20 protein-coding genes are annotated in these 17,694 nt (G+C 70.8%); 9 read left to right on the top strand and 11 right to left on the bottom strand.

Going from position 1 to position 17,694, the window contains the following annotated elements:
* Positions 1–133: 133 nt before the first annotated feature.
* From ACZ5CZ_RS20465 to ACZ5CZ_RS20455, 3 genes are all read right to left on the bottom strand, one after another.
* Entirely contained in the window at positions 134–529 is a 396-nt protein-coding gene (locus ACZ5CZ_RS20465; RefSeq protein ID WP_468944627.1) for a TOBE domain-containing protein, read from the bottom strand.
* 101 nt (positions 530–630) lie between these two features.
* Positions 631–2,589 carry an APC family permease gene (locus tag ACZ5CZ_RS20460; RefSeq protein ID WP_468944625.1) on the bottom strand — a complete coding sequence of 653 codons (1,959 nt, stop codon included), beginning with the start codon at positions 2,587–2,589 and terminating at the stop codon, positions 631–633.
* A 420-nt stretch (positions 2,590–3,009) separates the two neighbouring features.
* Positions 3,010–3,540 carry a universal stress protein gene (locus tag ACZ5CZ_RS20455; protein WP_468944622.1) on the bottom strand — a complete coding sequence of 177 codons (531 nt, stop codon included), beginning with the start codon at positions 3,538–3,540 and terminating at the stop codon, positions 3,010–3,012.
* Between the two features lie 436 nt (positions 3,541–3,976).
* Here ACZ5CZ_RS20455 and ACZ5CZ_RS20450 point away from each other — a divergent pair, with 436 nt between their 5' ends.
* Genes ACZ5CZ_RS20450 through ACZ5CZ_RS20435 form a run of 4 tightly spaced genes read left to right on the top strand, consistent with a single transcriptional unit; the run spans position 3,977 to position 8,221 of the window.
* Complete coding sequence (locus tag ACZ5CZ_RS20450; RefSeq protein WP_385844126.1) at positions 3,977–5,269, top strand: extracellular solute-binding protein; 1,293 nt, start codon at positions 3,977–3,979, stop codon at positions 5,267–5,269.
* A 38-nt stretch (positions 5,270–5,307) separates the two neighbouring features.
* Positions 5,308–6,306 (top strand): carbohydrate ABC transporter permease, encoded by a 999-nt coding sequence (locus ACZ5CZ_RS20445; RefSeq protein ID WP_385844127.1) that lies wholly within the window; start codon positions 5,308–5,310, stop codon positions 6,304–6,306.
* Positions 6,303–7,133 carry a carbohydrate ABC transporter permease gene (locus tag ACZ5CZ_RS20440; protein WP_385844128.1) on the top strand — a complete coding sequence of 277 codons (831 nt, stop codon included), beginning with the start codon at positions 6,303–6,305 and terminating at the stop codon, positions 7,131–7,133. The genes ACZ5CZ_RS20445 and ACZ5CZ_RS20440 overlap by 4 nt, the downstream gene beginning before the upstream one ends.
* A 29-nt stretch (positions 7,134–7,162) precedes the next feature.
* Positions 7,163–8,221 carry an endo-1,4-beta-xylanase gene (locus ACZ5CZ_RS20435; protein ID WP_468944617.1) on the top strand — a complete coding sequence of 353 codons (1,059 nt, stop codon included), beginning with the start codon at positions 7,163–7,165 and terminating at the stop codon, positions 8,219–8,221.
* A 57-nt stretch (positions 8,222–8,278) separates the two neighbouring features.
* Here the strand turns inward: ACZ5CZ_RS20435 and ACZ5CZ_RS20430 are convergent, their stop codons facing one another.
* Together ACZ5CZ_RS20430 and ACZ5CZ_RS20425 are read right to left on the bottom strand one after the other, a co-directional pair.
* On the bottom strand, positions 8,279–8,485 hold the full coding sequence (locus ACZ5CZ_RS20430) for a DUF5999 family protein (protein WP_061918215.1): 207 nt from the start codon (positions 8,483–8,485) through the stop codon (positions 8,279–8,281).
* Between the two features lie 323 nt (positions 8,486–8,808).
* Positions 8,809–9,411, bottom strand: a complete 603-nt coding sequence (locus ACZ5CZ_RS20425) for a hypothetical protein (RefSeq protein ID WP_385844130.1) — start codon at positions 9,409–9,411, stop codon at positions 8,809–8,811.
* 567 nt (positions 9,412–9,978) lie between these two features.
* Here ACZ5CZ_RS20425 and ACZ5CZ_RS20420 point away from each other — a divergent pair.
* Positions 9,979–11,496, top strand: a complete 1,518-nt coding sequence (locus ACZ5CZ_RS20420) for a glutamate-cysteine ligase family protein (protein ID WP_468944614.1) — start codon at positions 9,979–9,981, stop codon at positions 11,494–11,496.
* A 240-nt stretch (positions 11,497–11,736) separates the two neighbouring features.
* Entirely contained in the window at positions 11,737–12,537 is an 801-nt protein-coding gene (locus ACZ5CZ_RS20415; RefSeq protein WP_385844132.1) for a CPBP family intramembrane glutamic endopeptidase, read from the top strand.
* Positions 12,538–12,557: 20 nt separating this feature from the next.
* Here the strand turns inward: ACZ5CZ_RS20415 and ACZ5CZ_RS20410 are convergent, their stop codons facing one another.
* Both ACZ5CZ_RS20410 and ACZ5CZ_RS20405 read right to left on the bottom strand, forming a co-directional pair.
* The gene (locus ACZ5CZ_RS20410) at positions 12,558–13,373 is read right to left on the bottom strand and encodes a PhzF family phenazine biosynthesis protein (protein WP_468944611.1); all 816 of its coding nucleotides are present in this window, start codon (positions 13,371–13,373) and stop codon (positions 12,558–12,560) included.
* 44 nt (positions 13,374–13,417) lie between these two features.
* Entirely contained in the window at positions 13,418–13,852 is a 435-nt protein-coding gene (locus ACZ5CZ_RS20405) for a hypothetical protein (protein ID WP_468944608.1), read from the bottom strand.
* Between the two features lie 92 nt (positions 13,853–13,944).
* On the opposite strand from ACZ5CZ_RS20405, the gene ACZ5CZ_RS20400 reads away from it, so the two are divergent.
* Positions 13,945–14,310: a MerR family transcriptional regulator gene (locus ACZ5CZ_RS20400; RefSeq protein WP_468944606.1), complete on the top strand. Its 366-nt coding sequence runs from the start codon at positions 13,945–13,947 to the stop codon at positions 14,308–14,310.
* Positions 14,311–14,345: 35 nt separating this feature from the next.
* On the opposite strand, the gene ACZ5CZ_RS20395 is transcribed toward ACZ5CZ_RS20400, so the two are convergent.
* Positions 14,346–14,762 (bottom strand): DUF6193 family natural product biosynthesis protein, encoded by a 417-nt coding sequence (locus ACZ5CZ_RS20395; RefSeq protein WP_468944603.1) that lies wholly within the window; start codon positions 14,760–14,762, stop codon positions 14,346–14,348.
* A gap of 31 nt (positions 14,763–14,793) precedes the next feature.
* Entirely contained in the window at positions 14,794–15,438 is a 645-nt protein-coding gene (locus tag ACZ5CZ_RS20390) for an AAA family ATPase (RefSeq protein ID WP_468944600.1), read from the bottom strand.
* A gap of 170 nt (positions 15,439–15,608) precedes the next feature.
* On the opposite strand from ACZ5CZ_RS20390, the gene ACZ5CZ_RS20385 reads away from it, so the two are divergent.
* Both ACZ5CZ_RS20385 and ACZ5CZ_RS20380 read left to right on the top strand, forming a co-directional pair.
* Complete coding sequence (locus ACZ5CZ_RS20385; RefSeq protein WP_468944598.1) at positions 15,609–16,064, top strand: nuclear transport factor 2 family protein; 456 nt, start codon at positions 15,609–15,611, stop codon at positions 16,062–16,064.
* 120 nt (positions 16,065–16,184) lie between these two features.
* On the top strand, positions 16,185–16,832 hold the full coding sequence (locus ACZ5CZ_RS20380; RefSeq protein WP_385844139.1) for a PadR family transcriptional regulator: 648 nt from the start codon (positions 16,185–16,187) through the stop codon (positions 16,830–16,832).
* Between the two features lie 71 nt (positions 16,833–16,903).
* Here the strand turns inward: ACZ5CZ_RS20380 and ACZ5CZ_RS20375 are convergent, their stop codons facing one another.
* Positions 16,904–17,332, bottom strand: coding sequence for a type II toxin-antitoxin system Rv0910 family toxin (locus tag ACZ5CZ_RS20375; RefSeq protein ID WP_468944594.1), 429 nt, complete (start codon positions 17,330–17,332; stop codon positions 16,904–16,906).
* Positions 17,333–17,430: 98 nt separating this feature from the next.
* Positions 17,431–17,625: a hypothetical protein gene (locus tag ACZ5CZ_RS20370; RefSeq protein WP_385844355.1), complete on the bottom strand. Its 195-nt coding sequence runs from the start codon at positions 17,623–17,625 to the stop codon at positions 17,431–17,433.
* Positions 17,626–17,694 lie beyond the last annotated feature (69 nt).

Genomic DNA, 17,694 nt, shown 5'->3' with positions numbered 1-17,694 from the left:
TCGCATCGCATGAGCTGAGCGGTCCCGGCTTGTAGCTTGCATATGCGGTTGTACGGAGTGGTCGTCACGAGAGGTGGAGGTGCCGAGCGGGGCGCCACGTGCGCGTAGGGGAGGGGGGAGGAGGAAGAAGGCGTCAGGTGCGGTCGATGTGCACGTTCGTGGACTTCACGCGTGCCGTGGCCTCCATGCCGACCTCCAGGCCGAGTTCCTCCACGGCCTCCCGGGTGAGCAGGGAGACCAGCCGGTGCGGGCCCGCCTGGATCTCCACCTGGGCGGCGACGTCGCCCAGCTTGATCGCGGTGACGATGCCAGGGAAGGCGTTGCGCACGGAGGTGCGGGAGACGTCCTCCTCGCCGCCGCCCGTCCTGGCCAGCTCGACGGAGAACGCGGCGAGGTCCCTGCCGTCGATGAGGCGCCGCCCGGCCTCGTCGCGATGGGTGGTCATCCGGCCCGCGTCGGCCCAGCGGCGGGCGGTGTCCGGGCTCACGCCGAGGAGCCGCGCGGCCTGGCCGATCGTGTACGACTGCATGCCGGTCACGATAGGGCCCGAGGCGGCGAACCGCGGAATGCCGAAAGGGGCCGGGGGCCTGCTGCCCCGGCCCCTTGGCGCCGGCTCGGATCGGGTCCGGCTCAGCCGGTGTGGACGCGGGGGCGGCGTACCCGGTCCGGTTCCGCCTCGCGCAGCACCTCTCGGGTGACGGGGGCGACCTCGCCCTGGCCGAAGAGGAAGAAGCGCAGGAAGTTGGCGAAGGGGTTGCCCTCGGTCCACTCGAAGTAGATGTGCGGGGTGCAGCCGGTCATGTCCCGGGCGTGCAGCAGGAGGGCGGCCAGGGCGTTGGGGATGGAGGCGGACTCCAGGGTCAGCACGCGGTAGCGGCCGTGCAGGACCTCGCCCCGTACGGTCAGGCCGGCCTCGAACTCGGACGGGTCGGTGACCGTGACCTCGACGAAGACGAAGTCCTCCTGCTCGGGCATGTCGTTGTCGGCGCGGATCTGCTCGACCTTGTCGCGGTACTCGGCCTTGTCGCGGTGGCCGGGCTGGTTGGCGATGAGCCGTATCTTCCGGCTGGCCATGTCCCGGATGAATCGTTCCGCCATCGGGTCGAGCGTCACGCTGGTCACGCGCAGCTCGAAGGCGCGGGCGAGCCGGGACACGAACGAGACCAGCATGATGCCGACGATGAAGCAGGCACCGATCTTCACGCCGTCCGGGCGTTCGATGACGTTGACGACCGTCACGTAGAGCATGACGGCGGCCACGACCGAGAAGGCGATGAACGAGTGGCGCTGCCCCGCCTTTCGGGCGGCGATGGTCACGGCGATGGCTGCGGAGGACATCAGGACCAGCACGCCGGTGGCGTAGGCGCCGCCCTGTTTGTCGACATTGGCGTCGAAGGCCCAGGTGACGAGGAAGGCGACCAGGGTGAAGACGAGGACCATCGGGCGTACCGCGCGGGCCCAGTGCGGGGCCATGCCGTAGCGGGGGAGGTAGCGCGGCATGAGGTTGAGCAGGCCGGCCATCGCCGAGGCACCCGCGAACCACAGGATGGCGATCGTGGAGAGGTCGTAGACCGTGCCGAACGCGCCGCCGAGGTATTCGTGCGCGAGGTAGGCGAGGGCGCGGCCGTTGGCCGGGCCGCCGGCCTTGAAGTCGTCGGCGGGGATGAGGACGGTGGTGATGAAGCTGGTGGTGATCAGGAAGACGCTCATGATGAGCGCGGCGGCCGTGAGCAGCTTCTTGGTGTCGCGGATGCGGCCCGTGGGCTTTTCCTCGGTGTCGTCCGGGTCGCCCTGGACATGGGGCATGACGGCGACGCCGGTCTCGAAGCCGGACAGACCGAGGGCGAGTTTGGGGAAGACCAGCAGGGAGACGCCGATCATCGCGAAGATGCTGCCGTGCTGGGCGGTGAGCGCGTTGGTCCAGTCGGTGACCACGTGCTGGGCGGTCAGCACATGCCAGAAGCCGACGGCCACGACCACGGCGTTGAGCGCGAGGTAGGTGACCACGAGGGCGACCGCGACCCCGATCGCCTCCAGGAAGCCCTTGAGGAAGACCGCGCCGAGCAGCGCCACCAGCAGCAGGGTGATCAGCATCTTGTGGCTGTGCAGCGCGCTGGTCAGATGGGGGTTCTCCACCAGGTGGGTGGAGGCGTCGGCGGCGGAGAGGGTGATGGTGATCAGGAAGTCGGTGGCCGCGAACCCCAGCAGCGTCAGGACGAACAGCTTGCCCTGCCAGAAGGAGAGCAGCCGCTCCAGCATGGCGATGGAACCCTCGCCGTGCGGGCTCTCCTCCGCGACCCGGCGGTAGACCGGCAGCGCGCCCGCCAGGGTGACGATCACCAGCACCACGGTCGCCACCGGCGACAGCAGCCCGGCCGCCAGGGCGGCGATGCCGGGCTGGTAGCCGAGGGTGGAGAAGTAGTCCACGCCGGTCAGGCACATCACCCGGTACCAGCGCTGGCCCTGGTGCGGGGGCGTCGGCTCGGCGTGTGGACCGGTGTGCGCGCCGTGCTTGCCCATGTCGGACAGGCCCTCCAGCATCCAGGTGCGCAACCGGCTGGTACTGGGAGGGTGTTCGGTGGTCGCCATCGGCGTGCTCCTGAAGTGCAGCTCAGCTGTTTCCGGCCGTCCTGCGGTCGGCCGGATCAGCGTAAGCGGAGAGTGATGCTCAGGCCCCTGAATCCCGGCCCGGGAGGCGTCAATCTTGCGTTAAGAATGGCCCCGGGGTGCACGTGACGCGGCGAAGAGGGTGCGGGGCTCGCGTCGAAAGGGTGAGGTCACGGCGCGGAGGCGAGGCCGGAGAGGGAGCGGGGTGGGGCCCGGTGGGACAGGCGCCGGGGGCGACCACCCTGCGTTATGTTCTGGGTCACATCCGGGGGTCCGGTGTGGCCTGTCCGGTGTCTCCATCCGTCTCCTCCTGGCGCGATAGGTCCGATAGCCGCGACAGATGCGATAGCGGTGTCCGGCGCTCAGCCAGGTCCTGGTGGTCCTGGCGACCAGCCCCCTGTTTCACAGTCCCCGGGTGTCCATCCGCAGGTGCCATGTGTTTCTGCGGTGGACCGCGAGGAGGTCGGACTGGAGGGGGGAGGGCGGTACCGCCAGCACCGGGCAGTTCGCGTGGGACAGGCAGTGGCGGGGGACCCGGCCCGAGAAGGCGCGGCGCAGGCCGCGCCGCCCCGCGCCCACGACCAGGACGTCGTCCTCGCGGTCGGCGGTCGCCACCAGCGCCGGGCCCGGCGCTCCCCGGACGATGACGGCGCACATCGGCACCCCGGGACCCGTCGCGCCGAAGATCTCCTCGAGCACCGAGGCCAGTCGCCGGCGGGCCAGCCGCTGCCACTCCTCGACCGGCAGGTCCGCGCCCGGGCAGCGGCGGGTGGCGGGATCTCCGCCGGGTGGCTCCCAGGCCAGCACCGGCCAGAGTTCGGCCCCCAGCCGGCGGGCGAGTGCGGTGGCCCGGCGCAGGGCCGTGACGCTGCCGAGGGAGCCGCTCACGCCGACCACCACTCGCGGGGTCGCGGAGGCGTCGTAACCGGACATGATCCACCGTCCTCGCGGGCGCCCGCGGTCGACGCTCGTGGGCATGCCCGCCTGCGAGGCCCTTGTTCCCTTCCTTCCATCCCACCCCCTCGGCGGGAAATCGACCAGCCGGGCGAGGCCCGCTCCGCGCCCGGCGGCGGCGTCGTAGTCGAAACTTTCGGTCCGGTGCGACGGGTGCAGCTCCGGCTGGGGTGCAGGGACCGGCGGCGGCCTTGTCATCCCGGGCTTCCGTCCCGGTCCGGCGGGCCCGGAGCCGCCCTCGGCGCACGACCGGTGACACCCCTGAGGCAAACCGAGTGCTGCCTGCTCCTGCGTAACACCTTGACGCTTATCACCTGCCTTCCTAGAGTCCGGGTTCGGAACGTTCGGGATTTTCTTCGAATGTTTCGGACAGCACTTCCTGAAGCAACTCCGAAAGTTTCCGAAGGAGCGCAAGATGGGCGACCCTGCACTGTCCCGCCGCGGCTTTCTGGCGGCCTCCGTCGCCGCCGGTGTCGGGATGACCGCACTCAGCGGCTGTGGCGGCGGCTCGGACGGGGGGTCGTCCTCGGGGACGACCACGATCGAGTGGTGGAACATCTCGACCACGCAGCCGACCAAGACCGTCTGGGCCAATCTCGCCAAGAAGTTCGAGGCACAGAACCCCAAGATCAAGGTGAAGATCGTCCAGCTGGAGAACGACGCCTACAAGTCGAAGATGACCGCGCTCATCGCCTCCGGGAAGCTGCCGGACATCTTCCACACCTGGGGCGGCGGCGTGCTGAAGCAGCAGGTCGAGGCGGGCCTGGTCGAGGACCTCACGGACCGGACGAAGGACTTCTCCGCCGGCCTGCTGCCGGTGGCCAAGCAGCCGTACCTCGTCGAGGACAAGCTCTACGGCATCCCGTTCGACATCGGCATGGTCGGCTTCTGGTACAACAAGTCGCTCTTCAAGAAGGCCGGCATCACCGCGCCCCCGACCACCTGGAGCGGCTTCCTCGACGCCGTACGGAAGCTGAAGTCGGCCGGCATCACCCCGATCGCCCTCGCGGGCAAGGAGAAGTGGCCCGGCATGTACTACTGGGCCTACCTCTCGATGCGCGCCGCCGGGGCCGACGCCCTCCAGAAGGCCGCCGACGCCAAGGACTTCACCGGCGCCGGCTTCGTCGAGGCGGGCCGGCACCTGAAGGAGCTGGTCGACCTCCAGCCCTTCCAGAAGGGCTACCTCGGCGCCGCCTACTCCACGCCCACCGGCCAGGCCGCCGCGGTCGGCAACGGCAAGGCCGCGATGGAGCTGATGGGCCAGTGGGCGCCGATCGTGGAGGCCGACTCGGGCAAGGGACTCGGCGCCGATCTCGGCTTCTTCCCCTTCCCCGAGGTCGAGGGCGGCCAGGGGAAGATCACCGAGGTGTTCGGCGGAGGCGGCGGCCACGCGCTGCGCAAGGGTGCCCCGCAGGCCGCCTACGACTTCCTGAAGTTCTTCGCCTCCGAGACCACCGACCGGGAACTGGTCAAGAAGACGGGCACGCTGCCGGTCGTCCCGGCCGCCGAGAGCGTGCTCACCGACCGCAACCTCAAGGCCGTACAGGCCCAGTTGAAGGCCGCCACCGGCTTCCAGCTCTACCTGGACCAGGCCTATGTGCCCGCCGTCGGCCAGGAGGTCAACGACAGTGTGGCCGCGCTGATCGCCGGCTCGAAGTCGCCCGAGCAGGTCACGCAGTCCATCACGCAGGCCGCGAAGGAAGCGTGAGGGCCGGCGATGACCTCCACCTACCTCCCGGACGGGCCATGACCTCCACCTACCTCCCGGACAAGCGGAGCGGTCCCGCCGCCGACCGGCTGCCCCCGGCCGCGCGCGCGGCGCGCGGCCGGTCCCGGCGACGGGCCCTGCACTGGCTCACCGCCGTGGGCCTGCAACTGCCCGCCCTCGTCCTGTTCGGCGTGCTGGTCCTGCTGCCGATCCTGTTCGCGCTGTACGCCTCCTTCTTCCGCTGGGGCGGCTTCGGGATGCCGTCCGACTACGCCGGCACCGAGAACTTCAGCCGCCTTTTCCAGGACCCGGTGTTCATCGGCGACCTGTGGCGCATGCTGCTGCTGGTCGGCCTGTCGCTGGTGCTGCAACTGCCGTTCGCGCTCGCCATGGCCGTGCTGCTCAACCAGAAGGTGCGCGGCCGTGCGGTCTACCGGATGCTGTTCTTCGCGCCGTACGTGCTGTCCGAGGCGATCACCGGCGTGCTGTTCAGCATGATCTTCGCGCCGGACGAGGGCTTTGCCGACCATGTGCTGAAGAGCATCGGCCTCGAGGGCCTCGGCGGCGAGTGGTTCTCCGGCACCTCCACCGTGCTGGCGACCCTCTTCCTGGTCATGATGTGGAAGTACTTCGGCTTCCACATGATGCTCTACCTGGCCGGACTCCAGGCGATCCCGGCCGAGTTGACCGAGGCGGCGACCGTCGACGGCGCGAATCCCTGGCAGCGCTTTTGGCACGTCACCCTGCCGCTGCTCGCGCCCACCCTGCGGATCAGCGTCTTCCTGGCCGTGATCGGATCGATCCAGCTCTTCGACCTGGTGTGGGTGGTCACCGCGGGCGGCCCCGACCACCACTCCGAGACCCTGGCCGTGACCATGTTCCAGTACGGCTTCAAGCGCTACCAGGTCGGCTACGCCAGTGCGATCAGCGTCGTCATGTTCGTGATCAGCCTGGTCTTCGCCCTTGCCTACCAGCGGTTCGTCCTGCGCCGCGATCTGGAGGGGGCCACCACGAACATGAGGGGAGCGCAAGGATGAGTGTCCGCCGCCGGGGTCGTACGCTGCCGCTGCACGTGGTGCTCGTCGCGGTCGGCGCCGTCATGGCCGTACCGCTGCTGTACGCGCTGCTGTCCGGCTTCAAGTCCACCGACCAGCTCTCCCGCAACCCGGTCGGGCTGCCGCACCCCTGGGTCTTCGCCAACTACGACGGCATCCTGAAGTCGGGGTCCTTCTGGCGGCTGGTCGGCAACAGCACACTGATCGCGGTCGGTACGACGGTCATCGTCGTCGCGGTCTCCGCGCTCGCCGCGTTCTCCTTCGCGCGGTTCGCCTTCCGCGGCCGGGAGCTGCTGTTCACGCTGTTCACGATGGGGCTGATGTTCCCCTTCGCGGTCGCGGCGCTGCCGTTGTTCCTGCTGCTGCGCTCGATGCACCTGCTGGACAACCCGCTGGGGGTGATCCTGCCGCAGGCCGCCTTCGGGCTGCCGATGACGATCATCATCCTGCGCGGCTTCTTCCGGCAGATCCCGGGCGAGCTGGAGGAGGCGGCCACCCTCGACGGCTGCGGGCCGCTCGGCTTCTTCTGGCGGGTGCTGCTGCCGATGGCCCGGCCCGCGCTCGGCACGGTGTCGGTGCTGGCCGTCGTCGCCAGCTGGAACAACTTCTTCCTGCCGCTGCTGGTGTTCACCGACAGCACCTGGTGGACCGTGCCGATCGGCGTCCAGCAGTTCCAGGGCCAGTACTCCTCCGACACCGCACGGGTCTTCGCCTACCTCGTGCTCGCCATGGTCCCGGCCCTCGCCTTCTACTCGGTCGCCGAGCGCCAGCTCGTCGGCGGCCTGACCGCCGGCGCCACCAAGGGCTGAACCCCCCTTCGACAGACAGGAACCGCACCATGCCCAGCAAGAGCACGCGTCTCAGACTGGCGGGCGTCCTCGCGGCCGCCCTCATGACCGCCGGGTTCGCCGCCCCCGCCGCCCAGGCCCATGAACGGCAGCCCACCCGGCAGCCCACCCTCGCCGACCTCGCCGAGCGCCACGGCCGCTACTTCGGCAGCGCCACCGACAACCCCGAACTCACCGACTCCGCCTACACGAAGATCCTCGGCAGCGAGTTCGACATGATCACACCCGGCAACGGCATGAAGTGGTACGCCACCGAGCCCCAGCAGGGTGTCTTCGACTGGAGTGCCGGCGACCAGATCGTCCGCCTCGCCCGCCACCACCACCAGCGGGTCCGCGCCCACACGCTGGTCTGGCACAGTCAGCTGCCCGACTGGCTGACCTCGAAGCAGTGGACGGCCACCGAACTGCGGGCCGTGCTGAAGAAGCACATCACCACCGAGGTACGGCACTACCGGGGCAAGGTGTACTCCTGGGACGTCGTCAACGAGGCGTTCAACGAGGACGGCACCTATCGCGAGACCATCTGGTACAAGACCCTCGGCCCCGGCTATATCGCCGACGCACTGCGCTGGGCCCACCAGGCGGACCCGCACGCCAAGCTCTACCTGAACGACTACAACATCGAGGCGATCGGCCCGAAGAGCGACGCCTACTACCGGCTCGTCAAGGACCTCAGGGCGCAGCGCGTCCCGCTCGACGGGATCGGCTTCCAGAGCCATCTGGCTCTCCAGTACGCCTATCCCACCACCGTGGAGGACAACCTCCGCCGCTTCTCCCGTCTGGGCCTCGACACCGCGCTCACCGAGGTCGACGTGCGGATGCAACTGCCCGCGACCCAGGAGAAGCTGGCCGAGCAGGCGGACTGGTACCGGAACCTGACCAAGGCGTGCCTGGCCGTACACCGCTGTGTGGGCGTGACCATCTGGGACTACACCGACAAGTACTCCTGGATCCCCGCCGTGTTCCCGGGCGAGGGTGCGGCGCTGCCCTGGGACGAGCAGCTGAACCCCAAGCCCGCCTACCAGGCCCTGCGGGAGGCGCTGCGCTAGCCGGCCCAGAGGCGGCCCAGGGCGCCGGGCGGTACGGCGGTACCGCCCGGGTCGTGCTCAGGCCGCGGTCATCACCTGGTCCGCACCGAGCGGACGGTGCGGGGCGATGACCCGGCCGTCGGGCAGCAGCTCACCGGTGTCCTCGAAGAGCAGGACACCGTTGCACAGCAGACTCCACCCCTGCTCCGGGTGGTGCGCCACAAGACGGGCGGACTCCCGGTCGGCGGATTCTGCTGGCGGGCACGGTGGCTGGTGCTGGCACATGGGCGGGATCTTTCGCTCTGTCTTGGTCATGTCCGTCCCCCGTCATGATGAGTCGGTCGGAACCCAGTGTTGCCCTCCGGGCGTCGATCCGCAGGCATTTGGCAGCACCGCTTCTCACAGGTTCAGGACGCGTCACCCGCGCGGACGGTTCAGTCCAACTGCACCGCCACTTCGGATGGTTTGCAGTGGTCACAAAGGGCTAGTCCGGACGGGAGCGGAGCCCTCCCCGCGGGTGCCGACGGGAGCTGCGGGCGCCGCCGGTGAAGACGGCCGTACCCCGCCGGCCGTGCGGACGGCGGGGTACGGATGCGGTGCGAGCGGGGTCAGGCCGCCGGGGAGTCGAGCGCCGGGGAGTCGAGCAGCGGCAGCCGGGTCATGCGACGGGTCAGCACCGGAAGCAGCTCGGCGACCCGGAAGGGGCGGTGCGCCGGGATGCCGGGCGGTGCGGGTGCGAGCGGGACGAGCAGATCGGTGGCGGCCGGGTGCCCGTCGGCGCCGTCGGCGGCGGGGTCACCGTGCAGCCACAGGGTGAGCATGTACAGGCCCGGTACCGACAACAGGCGTGCCTGATACGGCTGTTGGAGCGCCTCGGCCTGGTGCAGCGCGCGCTCGGTGGAGGCGACGTACGGGCCCTCGAAGAAGTGCGAGAAGGCCCAGCCGTCCGGGGTCAGCATGGTGTCGGCCGCTGCCACCGCCCGGTCGCCGCAGCGGATCAGGAAGCGCCAGCCGGCCAGTCGGGTCGCCGACAGGCCCTGCACGGTGATCCGGTCCAGCACATGGACGGGCAGCGGGAGTTCGGGCGTCGTGGGTCCCTGTGCGGCGCGCAGGGACGGGGTGCGGGCCTCCTGGACCGCGGTGGGAGATCCGAGAGCGGCGAGGACGGAGCGCAGGGCAGGCGCGGGGGCAGGGGGAACGTGCAGCGGCATGTGGGTCGCCTCTCATTCGACAGGCGCGGCGGCGCGAGGAGGGTGGGGCGGACGGCGCTGTCTGCTCACGGAAGGCCGAAGGGATGGGGGCCCGGATCGGTGGACGAGGTGTGGCTCGGTCCGCCGCGCGTCGTGGTGACGGCGGGAGCACGGCAGGAACCAGGGACCGAGGGCGCCTACCTTCAGCCTTGTGGACGAAGTTTATACGACGCGTGTTCGGCTGTTGTTTCGTCTATATGATTCCGGCGGGCCTGGCAAGGTCTTAATCAGGCGTTGATTTGCGGGAATCATCCCGATTTCCCGGCCGGTCCCCTTCGCTGACCTCGGCATACGCACCGGTAACGTTCGGCCGAATGCCGTCGGTGTTTCTCACGAGGCGTTAGGGGAACACGGGGATGCAGGCTGACGCATGCCCCGTGAATGTGCCGCGGGGAACATTCCGACAGAGTAGCGGGTGCCGGGTTCCCGCGGGGCGTTATCTATCGCTTCCACTGGGCATCATCCCCCCTGCACCCGGGAGCCCGGCGGCCGGAACCCCGGGCCGCCCATCTGAGGAGGGACGCTTCGATGGGGGAGAAGGTCGTGGCGGGGCAGTTCGACCTGTCCGATCGCCAGCGCTACCGCGAAAAGCTCCAGAAGTGCCTCGCGGGACTGGAGCGACTGCTGCGGGAGAAGCGGTTCGACCGCCCCAAGAACCTTATGGGCGTGGAGATCGAATTGAATCTCGCGGGACCGGACGGCATGCCGAAAATGCTGAACGGGCAAGTACTGGAACGCATCGCGAGCCGGGATTTCCAGACAGAACTCGCCATGTTCAACCTGGAAGTCAACATAGCCCCACACCGATTGGGCGGCCGGGTATTCGACCGGCTCGCCGAGGAACTGCGCACCTCGCTCGCGTACGCCGACCGCAAGGCCGGTGAGGTCGACGCCGGCATCGTCATGATCGGCATCCTGCCCACCCTTGACCGGGACGACCTGGTCTCCTCCAACCTGTCCGAGGTCGACCGCTACACCCTGCTCAACGACCAGATCGTGGCCGCGCGCGGGGAGGACTTCCGGCTGGACATCGAGGGTGTGGAGCATCTGGTGTGCACCTCGAAGTCGATCGTCCCGGAGGCCGCCTGCACCTCGGTCCAGCTGCACCTCCAGGTCACCCCGGCCCGCTTCGCCGATGTGTGGAACGCGGCCCAGGTGGCCTCCGCCGCGCAGATCGCCGTCGGCGCGAACTCCCCGTTCCTGTTCGGGCACGAGCTGTGGCGCGAGTCCCGCCCGCCGCTGTTCCTCCAGTCCACCGACACCCGCCCGCCGGAACTCCAGGCGCAGGGGGTTCGGCCCCGGACCTGGTTCGGCGAGCGGTGGATCACCTCCGCGTACGACCTGTTCGAGGAGAACCTGCGCTTCTTCCCGGCCCTGCTGCCGCTGTGCGACGACGAGGACCCGTCGGCGGTCATCGACGCCGGCGGGGTGCCCCGGCTGTCCGAACTCGTCCTGCACAACGGCACGATCTACCGCTGGAACCGGCCCGTGTACGGCATCGCCGACGGCGTCCCGCACCTGCGGGTGGAGAACCGGGTCCTGCCGGCCGGGCCCACCATCACCGATGTGATCGCCAACGCGGCGTTCTACTACGGCCTGGTGCGCGCCCTCGCCGAGGAGTCCCGGCCGGTCTGGACCCGCCTCCCCTTCTCCGTGGCCGAGGCCAACTTCGACGCGGCCTGCCGGTACGGCATCGACGCGCGCTTCGTCTGGCCGCGCCGGGGACGGTACGGCGGGACGGGCGAGGTCGACGCGGTGACGCTGATCCGCGACGAGCTGCTGCCGATGGCCGAGGCCGGGCTGGCCGCGTGGGGTGTCGAGAGCGCCGACCGGGATCTCTACCTGGGCGTCATCGACGAACGCTGCCGGCGCCGGGTCAACGGGGCCACCTGGCAGGCGGCCACCTTCCACCGGCTCCTGGAGCAGGGGCTGTCCCGCGAGGCCGCCCTGGCCGCGACCACCCGGCGCTATGCCGAGCTGATGCACGGCGGCGAGCCGGTGCACACCTGGCCGGTGGGCCTGCCGGAGCCGGTGCCCCTGGGCTGAGTACAGGGCCGGCACGAGGGGTGCGGGCTGGCGGCGGACGGGTCGGGTCCGGGCTGTGGTGCGGGCCGTACTCCGGGTTGGGGTGCGGCCGGCACCGGGTGCCGGCGGCCGGTGTGCGCGGGTGGCGCCAGGGTGCGCGGGTGTGTTCCGGGTGCGGCCCGGTGCGTCGTCCTCGCCTCCGCTTCTGCGATCCTTGCGGGCAAGGTGGGCCAGGGGCCCGTGAGCCGGCGGGAGGCAGGGGTGCAGGTGGAGGCTGACGCGGTGGCCGATTCCTCGGCGCGGGGGCGCGACCCGCGGCGGATCCTGCGGGACGAGACGCTGCTGGTGCTGGCCCTCTCCCTCGGCGCGAGCGGGGTCTCGGCGCTGATCAGCTTCATCGGCTCGGTCACCAAGCCCGGCGGGCTGAAGGACCAGGCGGCCACCCTCAACGCCTCCGCCGCGCCCGGCCGCCCCTGGCTGGACCTCGCCTGGCAGCTCTTCGGCATCGCCACCGCCCTGGTCCCGGTCGCCCTGGTCGCCCACCTCCTGATGCGGGAGGGACGCAGCCTGCGCACCCTCGGCTTCGACCGCACCCGCCCCTGGCCCGACCTCGCCCGGGGAGCCGGCGTCGCCGCGGTGATCGGGAGCACCGGCATCGCCTTCTACCTGGCCGCCCGCGGCCTCGGCTTCAACCTGACCGTGGTGCCCGAGGCACTGCCGGGCGTGTGGTGGAAGTACCCGGTGCTGATCCTGTCCGCGATGCAGAACGCCATCCTCGAAGAGGTCATCGTCGTCGGCTATCTGCTGCGCCGGCTCGGCCAGTTGGGCTGGACCCCGGCCACCGCGCTGGTGGCGAGCGCGGTGCTGCGCGGCTCGTACCACCTCTACCAGGGCATCGGCGGCTTCCTCGGCAACATGGTCATGGGCGTGGTGTTCGTCTGGCTGTACCGCCGCTGGGGCCGGGTCGGCCCGCTGGTCGTCGCACACTCCCTGCTCGACATCGGCGCGTTCGTCGGCTACGCCCTGCTCGCCGGCAAGGTGGGCTGGCTGCCGACGGCCTGAGCGCGGCGGACCGGCCGTCCTCAGGCGTGCAGTTCGCCCTCGATCACCGTGACCGCGCGGCCGGTGAGCAGGGTGCGTTCGCCGCGCAGACCGGTGCGGACCAGACCGGTGCGCCGGGAGGCCTGGAGCCCGGTGAGGTCGTCGCGGCCGAGCCGGGCGGACCAGTGCGGGGCGAGCGCGGTGTGGGCGCTGCCGGTCACCGGGTCCTCGTCGATGCCGACGCGGGGGAAGAAGCAGCGGGAGACGTAGTCGTGGCCGGCGGCGGGGTCCGCGGCGCGGGCGGTGGCGATGATCCCGCGGCTGGAGTGGGCGGCCAGGGCCTTGTGGTCCGGGGCGAGCCCCAGCACCGTCTTCTCGTCGGCCAGTTCCACCAGCAGGTCGCCGACGTTCGGCCCGGTGTCGAAGGTGGCCACCGGTTCCGCGCCCAGCGCCTCGGCGACCCCGGCCGGGGCCTCCACCGGGGTCAGCGGGGCGGTGGGGAAGTCCAGGGTGATCGAGCCGTCCGCGCCGGGCGTGGCGATCAGCACGCCACTGCGGGTGGCGAACCGCACCGGGCCGGTGTGGGCGCCGCCGGTGTGCAGCACATGGGCCGTGGCGAGCGTGGCGTGCCCGCACATCGCGACCTCGGCGACGGGCGTGAACCAGCGCAGTGCCCAGTCCGCCTCGCCGCCCCCGGGCAGCCGGTGCGCGAACGCGGTCTCGGCGTGGTTGACCTCCATGGCGACGCTCTGGAGCCAGTCGTCGGCCGGGAAGGCGTCGTCGTCCAGGAGCAGGACGCCGGCGGGGTTGCCGGTGAAGGGGCGGTCGGCGAAGGCGTCCACGATTCGAATGCGCATGAGCCGAGGCTAGGTGCTTCGGTTGGTTTCGACCCAAGGCCAATTCATGGGTTCTGGCCTGGATTCCGCAGGGTGGCCGCAGCCGGCCGCAGCCACGGCAGGAGCTGCGCCACCCCGAAGGACACCTCCAGCACCAGGAACGGCCACAGCACCCCGGGCCCGCCGTGCGCCAGCGCGTACGCCTGCCACAGGGCGAACAGGGCGCGTGCGGTGCCGTCGAGAAGACCGTGCAGCGGCAGGGGCCGTACGACGCGCAGGACCGACCACACCACCACGACCGACCCCATCAGGTTGGCGTACAGGGTCTGCATCGGGGTGAGCGCGGGCATGGGGCCGAGGCCGCTCGCGGCACCCGCCGCCGACAGCGCGTGGTGGGCCAGTGCGTAGGTCCATGGTGTCGCGAAGGACGCGGTGACGATCAGGTCGTACCAGCCGCTGGCGCGGACGAGACGGAGGTAGGCGGGGGCGGCGGGGTTCACGGGGGCTCCTCGGCAGGGGTCGCTCGGGCGCCGCCCACGCTAAACAGCGGAGTACGCTCCAAGGTCAAGTCGAGCGACCTGACGGGGGAGTCATGCGTATCGGTGAACTGGCCGCGCGGACCGGGGTGTCCAGGGACACGCTGCGCTTCTACGAGAGGATCGGTCTGATCGAGGGCGACCGGCGGCCCAACGGCTATCGCGACTTCCCGCCGGAGACGGTGCCCTGGCTGCACTACATCCGGACCGCGCAGGCCCTCGGGTTCACCCTGGCCGAGATCGCCCGGCACGGCGCGGAGCTGCGGGACGCCCCGGACAGCGCGACCGCCCTGTCCGCGCTGTTCGCGGAGAAGATCCAGGTCATCGACGAGCGTATGGCTCAACTGTCCGCGCTGCGCGCCGACCTCGCCGCCCGCGTCGGCACGGGGTGCCCCCTGCGGGCGGCGGAGCGAGCCGGCTGAGCGGCCGCACCCCGGGGGTGCGGCCGCCCCTTGGGTCAGTCCGCGCAGCGGTTGCGGTCCGGCGAGCCGGCGGCCGCGGACCCGGCCGTGGCTTCGTGGGCCGCGAGTTCCTCCCGGGTCCCGACGAAGGCCGCTCCGGCGTTCGCGGGGAGGCGTTCGACCACCATCGCGATGGCCTCCTGCGCCGTCGCGGCCGGTCCCACATGCTGGCTTCGCGACGGGCCGGAGACCGCGTAGCCGCCGTCCGCCGCGGGCTGGATGTAGGGGATGTCCCAGGTCCCCGGCCACTCCGTGCAGCGGCTGAAGTGCAGTTCTCCCATACCGGTCCAGGGGAACAGCTGCCGTAGGCGGGGTTCGGCGTAGGCAGCTTCGAGCAGCTCCGGACGGACCCGGCCGTCGGCGCGGACCTTCTGCCAGCCCGCTTCGACCGCAGCCCGGCTCGATGTCGTCATGTCCATAGCCAACATCATCCCGGTCGGCCCGTCAGAGCCGGAACGCCCTGCTCACCTGATCAGTGAGTTCCGCTTCCGTCATCGTGGTGTCGACGTGGATGGCGCGCAGCCGGAGGCGCCGGATCTCCTCCTCCAGGCGTCCGGTGAACATGCGGTCGCGTTCGGCGAGGTTGCGACCGGCCTTCGCGGGGTCGCTGGTCTTCGACAGGAACCCTTCCCCCGGTGCCGAGCGACTCCGGAAGGCGGCCTGGCGGAAGGCGGGTGTGGGAAGCAGCCAGACCGCGCGCTCCGGAGCGGCGAGCAGAGGCTGCACGAGGTGGGGCAGCAGCCGGAACCCCTCGACGACGACGCACGGTTCCGGCGGCAGGCGGAGGAGGTCCTCCACGATCAGGCCGAAGCCCTCGCCCCGGTACCAGTGGAACGTCTCCAGCATGACGTCCGGAGTCCGGTTCACCCAGCGCTCGTCCATGTCCATGGCGATGAACGCGTGCAGAAGCGGGGCGTCTTCGGCCGTGGTCCGCTCCGCGTGGTCGCGCATCGCGTCGTCGGTCGAGTAGAGACGCCAGCCATGGCGGTCGGCGAGTCGGCGGGCGATCGTCGACTTGCCCGCGCCACTCCCGCCGCCGATCCAGAACACGTTCCGCAGCCGCGCCGCGAGCCGCACGGCGTCGGGCACCTCTTCGCAGTCTTCTCCCACCCCTTCCGATTGCCCGTTTCCGGCGCGGAAGCCACGTTCGCCGCGTGCGCCGTTACCCGGGAGGTAATGGCAGCGGTCTGCCGGCGCCGGTGAGAATGCCGGCCTGCCGCGTCATGCGGACGCGGCAGATCGGATCGGGGTGATGAGTCATGTCCGTAGCCGCTGCCGCGGCCACGCGCGCTGTCGTGGAGGAGCTGTTGCGCCGGATCGGCGAGGGCGATCCGGAGAGCATCGCCGAGCTGTATGCCGTGGCCTGCGACTGGAAGCTGGACTGGCCGGAGGCCGAGCACGGTCGGACCGCCACTCCATGGATCCGGCACCGCTCCACCCGCGCCGATGCCGCCGCCCACTACCGGGAGCTCGGTGAGCACCATGTGCCCGGGCAGGCGGCGACCGAGATCGAGCGCATCCTCGTCGACGGCCGCGACGCGGTGGTGCTCGGCGAGATCCGGCAGACCGCCCGCTCCACCGGGCGTGCCTACCGTGCCCGGTTCGCCCTGCACCTCACCGTCGAAGACGGTCTTGTCACCCGGCATCACGTCTACGAAGACAGCCTGGCCGTCGCCGTGGCCTTCGACAGGAAGGAGCCGGGCGAGACTCGCTGAGGGCCGGGTCTGGCGTGAGGAGGGGCTTGTTATGCGATCGGTTCCGATATATCGTCGAAGCATCGCGAACGATACGCGATGTAGACGTGAAAGATCGGCGATGGAAATGGAGTGATCGCGATGCGTTCCCATGGATACGAGCGTGGACACCGGCACGAGGGCTTCGGCCGACGGGGTATGGGTGGATTCGAGGGCCGGCGGGCCGCCTTCGGGCCCTTCGGGCCGGGGGGTCCGGGCGGACCCGGGTTCGGGCCCGGTGGTCCGGGGTTCGGCCCCGGGTTCGGGCCGGGACCCTGGGGGCCGCGAGGGCGGGGCGGCCCGCGGGGGCGGGCGCGGCGCGGCGACGTACGCGCGTCGATCCTGGCCCTGCTCAAGGAGCGGTCCATGCACGGCTACGAGATGATCCAGGAGATCGCCGAACGCAGCGGCGGCGCGTGGAAGCCCAGCCCCGGCTCGGTCTACCCGACGCTGCAACTGCTGGAGGACGAGGGCCTGATCACCAGCGAGAGCGAGGGCGGCAAGAAGCTGTTCTCCCTCACCGAGAGCGGCCGCGCTGCCGCCGAGGAGGGGGCCGAGGCGCCGTGGGAGGAGGCCTCGCGCGGGGTCGACTGGGAGGCGCTCGGGGAGATCCGCCAGGCCGGCTCCGGTCTGATGGAGGCCTTCGGGCAGGTCTGCAAGACCGGCAGCAAGGAGCAGCGCGAGAAGGCGCTGGCCGTCCTCAACGACGCCCGCAAGAAGCTGTACCTCATCCTCGCCGACGAGCACTGAGACCCGGCCGGCGGCCGAGGCGCCCCGCGTGGACACCGCGCGGGGCGCCTTCGGATGTCCCCGCCCCCCGCTCACTCGACCAGCGCGGCCAGCCTGCGCAGCGACTCGGTCAGGGCGGCGCCGGCCGAGTCCTTCAGCTTGCCCGCCATCAGGGACACCGCGGCCCCCGTGAACTCGCCGTCGATCCGGACGGCCGTGGCGTCGCCGTCGGGGGTGAGCGTGTAGCGGGTGGTCAGCGCCACCGCCATCGGACCCTTGCCGTGGATCACCAGCACCCGGGCCGGTTCCAGCTCCTCGACGGTCCAGTCGACCTCCGCCGGGAAGCCCATCAGCTTCATGTTCTCCCGGAAGGTGCCGCCGACGGCGAGGTCCGTCGGTCCGCCGTCGGGGAAGCCGGTGTGGGTGGTGTTCCACTCCCCGTACGACGACCAGTCGGTGAGCCGGCCCCACACCTTCTCGGCCGGTGCCTGGATGCGTGCCTCCGCGCTGACTTCGGCCATGCGACCACCCCTTCGGATCGGGTTCGAGTCGGGTGTATCCGGCTGCGGTGTCGCGGAACGTAGCCGCAGGGCGGCGAACATTCAATACTGATGAACCGTCAGGAATGGTCGGTGTCGGGCGCGGACCGGCCCACGCGCCGTATCTCCGCCGCGTCGAACGCGTCCCACGCGCGCGGCAGCGCACTCTCGTCGTGGCAGTGCCAGGCCTCCCAGAACAGGTCGGCGAGCGTTGCGTCCTCGGGTGCGTAGACCCGGTACACGTACTGCTTGCCGTCCACCGCCGGCAGCGCCACGAGCCAGCACCCGCCCACGCTCTCCATGTCCCTGTGGGACGTACCCAGGCGTGCGCCGGTTGCCTTCAG

This window comes from Streptomyces sp. NPDC031418, from assembly GCF_055581605.1.
The sequence above is the reverse complement of the archived record's forward strand: the minus strand, read 5'-3'. Positions and strand labels throughout refer to the sequence as shown.

What these genes read in the sequence shown, in the direction of transcription:
- ACZ5CZ_RS20465 (WP_468944627.1), bottom strand. Translation starts at nt 529, where the DNA reads ATGCAGTCGTACACGATCGGCCAGGCCGCGCGGCTCCTCGGCGTGAGC.
- ACZ5CZ_RS20460 (WP_468944625.1), bottom strand. Translation starts at nt 2,589, where the DNA reads ATGGCGACCACCGAACACCCTCCCAGTACCAGCCGGTTGCGCACCTGG.
- ACZ5CZ_RS20455 (WP_468944622.1), bottom strand. Translation starts at nt 3,540, where the DNA reads ATGTCCGGTTACGACGCCTCCGCGACCCCGCGAGTGGTGGTCGGCGTG.
- ACZ5CZ_RS20450 (WP_385844126.1), top strand. Translation starts at nt 3,977, where the DNA reads ATGGGCGACCCTGCACTGTCCCGCCGCGGCTTTCTGGCGGCCTCCGTC.
- ACZ5CZ_RS20445 (WP_385844127.1), top strand. Translation starts at nt 5,308, where the DNA reads ATGACCTCCACCTACCTCCCGGACAAGCGGAGCGGTCCCGCCGCCGAC.
- ACZ5CZ_RS20440 (WP_385844128.1), top strand. Translation starts at nt 6,303, where the DNA reads ATGAGTGTCCGCCGCCGGGGTCGTACGCTGCCGCTGCACGTGGTGCTC.
- ACZ5CZ_RS20435 (WP_468944617.1), top strand. Translation starts at nt 7,163, where the DNA reads ATGCCCAGCAAGAGCACGCGTCTCAGACTGGCGGGCGTCCTCGCGGCC.
- ACZ5CZ_RS20430 (WP_061918215.1), bottom strand. Translation starts at nt 8,485, where the DNA reads ATGTGCCAGCACCAGCCACCGTGCCCGCCAGCAGAATCCGCCGACCGG.
- ACZ5CZ_RS20425 (WP_385844130.1), bottom strand. Translation starts at nt 9,411, where the DNA reads ATGCCGCTGCACGTTCCCCCTGCCCCCGCGCCTGCCCTGCGCTCCGTC.
- ACZ5CZ_RS20420 (WP_468944614.1), top strand. Translation starts at nt 9,979, where the DNA reads ATGGGGGAGAAGGTCGTGGCGGGGCAGTTCGACCTGTCCGATCGCCAG.
- ACZ5CZ_RS20410 (WP_468944611.1), bottom strand. Translation starts at nt 13,373, where the DNA reads ATGCGCATTCGAATCGTGGACGCCTTCGCCGACCGCCCCTTCACCGGC.
- ACZ5CZ_RS20400 (WP_468944606.1), top strand. Translation starts at nt 13,945, where the DNA reads ATGCGTATCGGTGAACTGGCCGCGCGGACCGGGGTGTCCAGGGACACG.
- ACZ5CZ_RS20395 (WP_468944603.1), bottom strand. Translation starts at nt 14,762, where the DNA reads ATGACGACATCGAGCCGGGCTGCGGTCGAAGCGGGCTGGCAGAAGGTC.
- ACZ5CZ_RS20385 (WP_468944598.1), top strand. Translation starts at nt 15,609, where the DNA reads ATGTCCGTAGCCGCTGCCGCGGCCACGCGCGCTGTCGTGGAGGAGCTG.
- ACZ5CZ_RS20380 (WP_385844139.1), top strand. Translation starts at nt 16,185, where the DNA reads ATGCGTTCCCATGGATACGAGCGTGGACACCGGCACGAGGGCTTCGGC.
- ACZ5CZ_RS20375 (WP_468944594.1), bottom strand. Translation starts at nt 17,332, where the DNA reads ATGGCCGAAGTCAGCGCGGAGGCACGCATCCAGGCACCGGCCGAGAAG.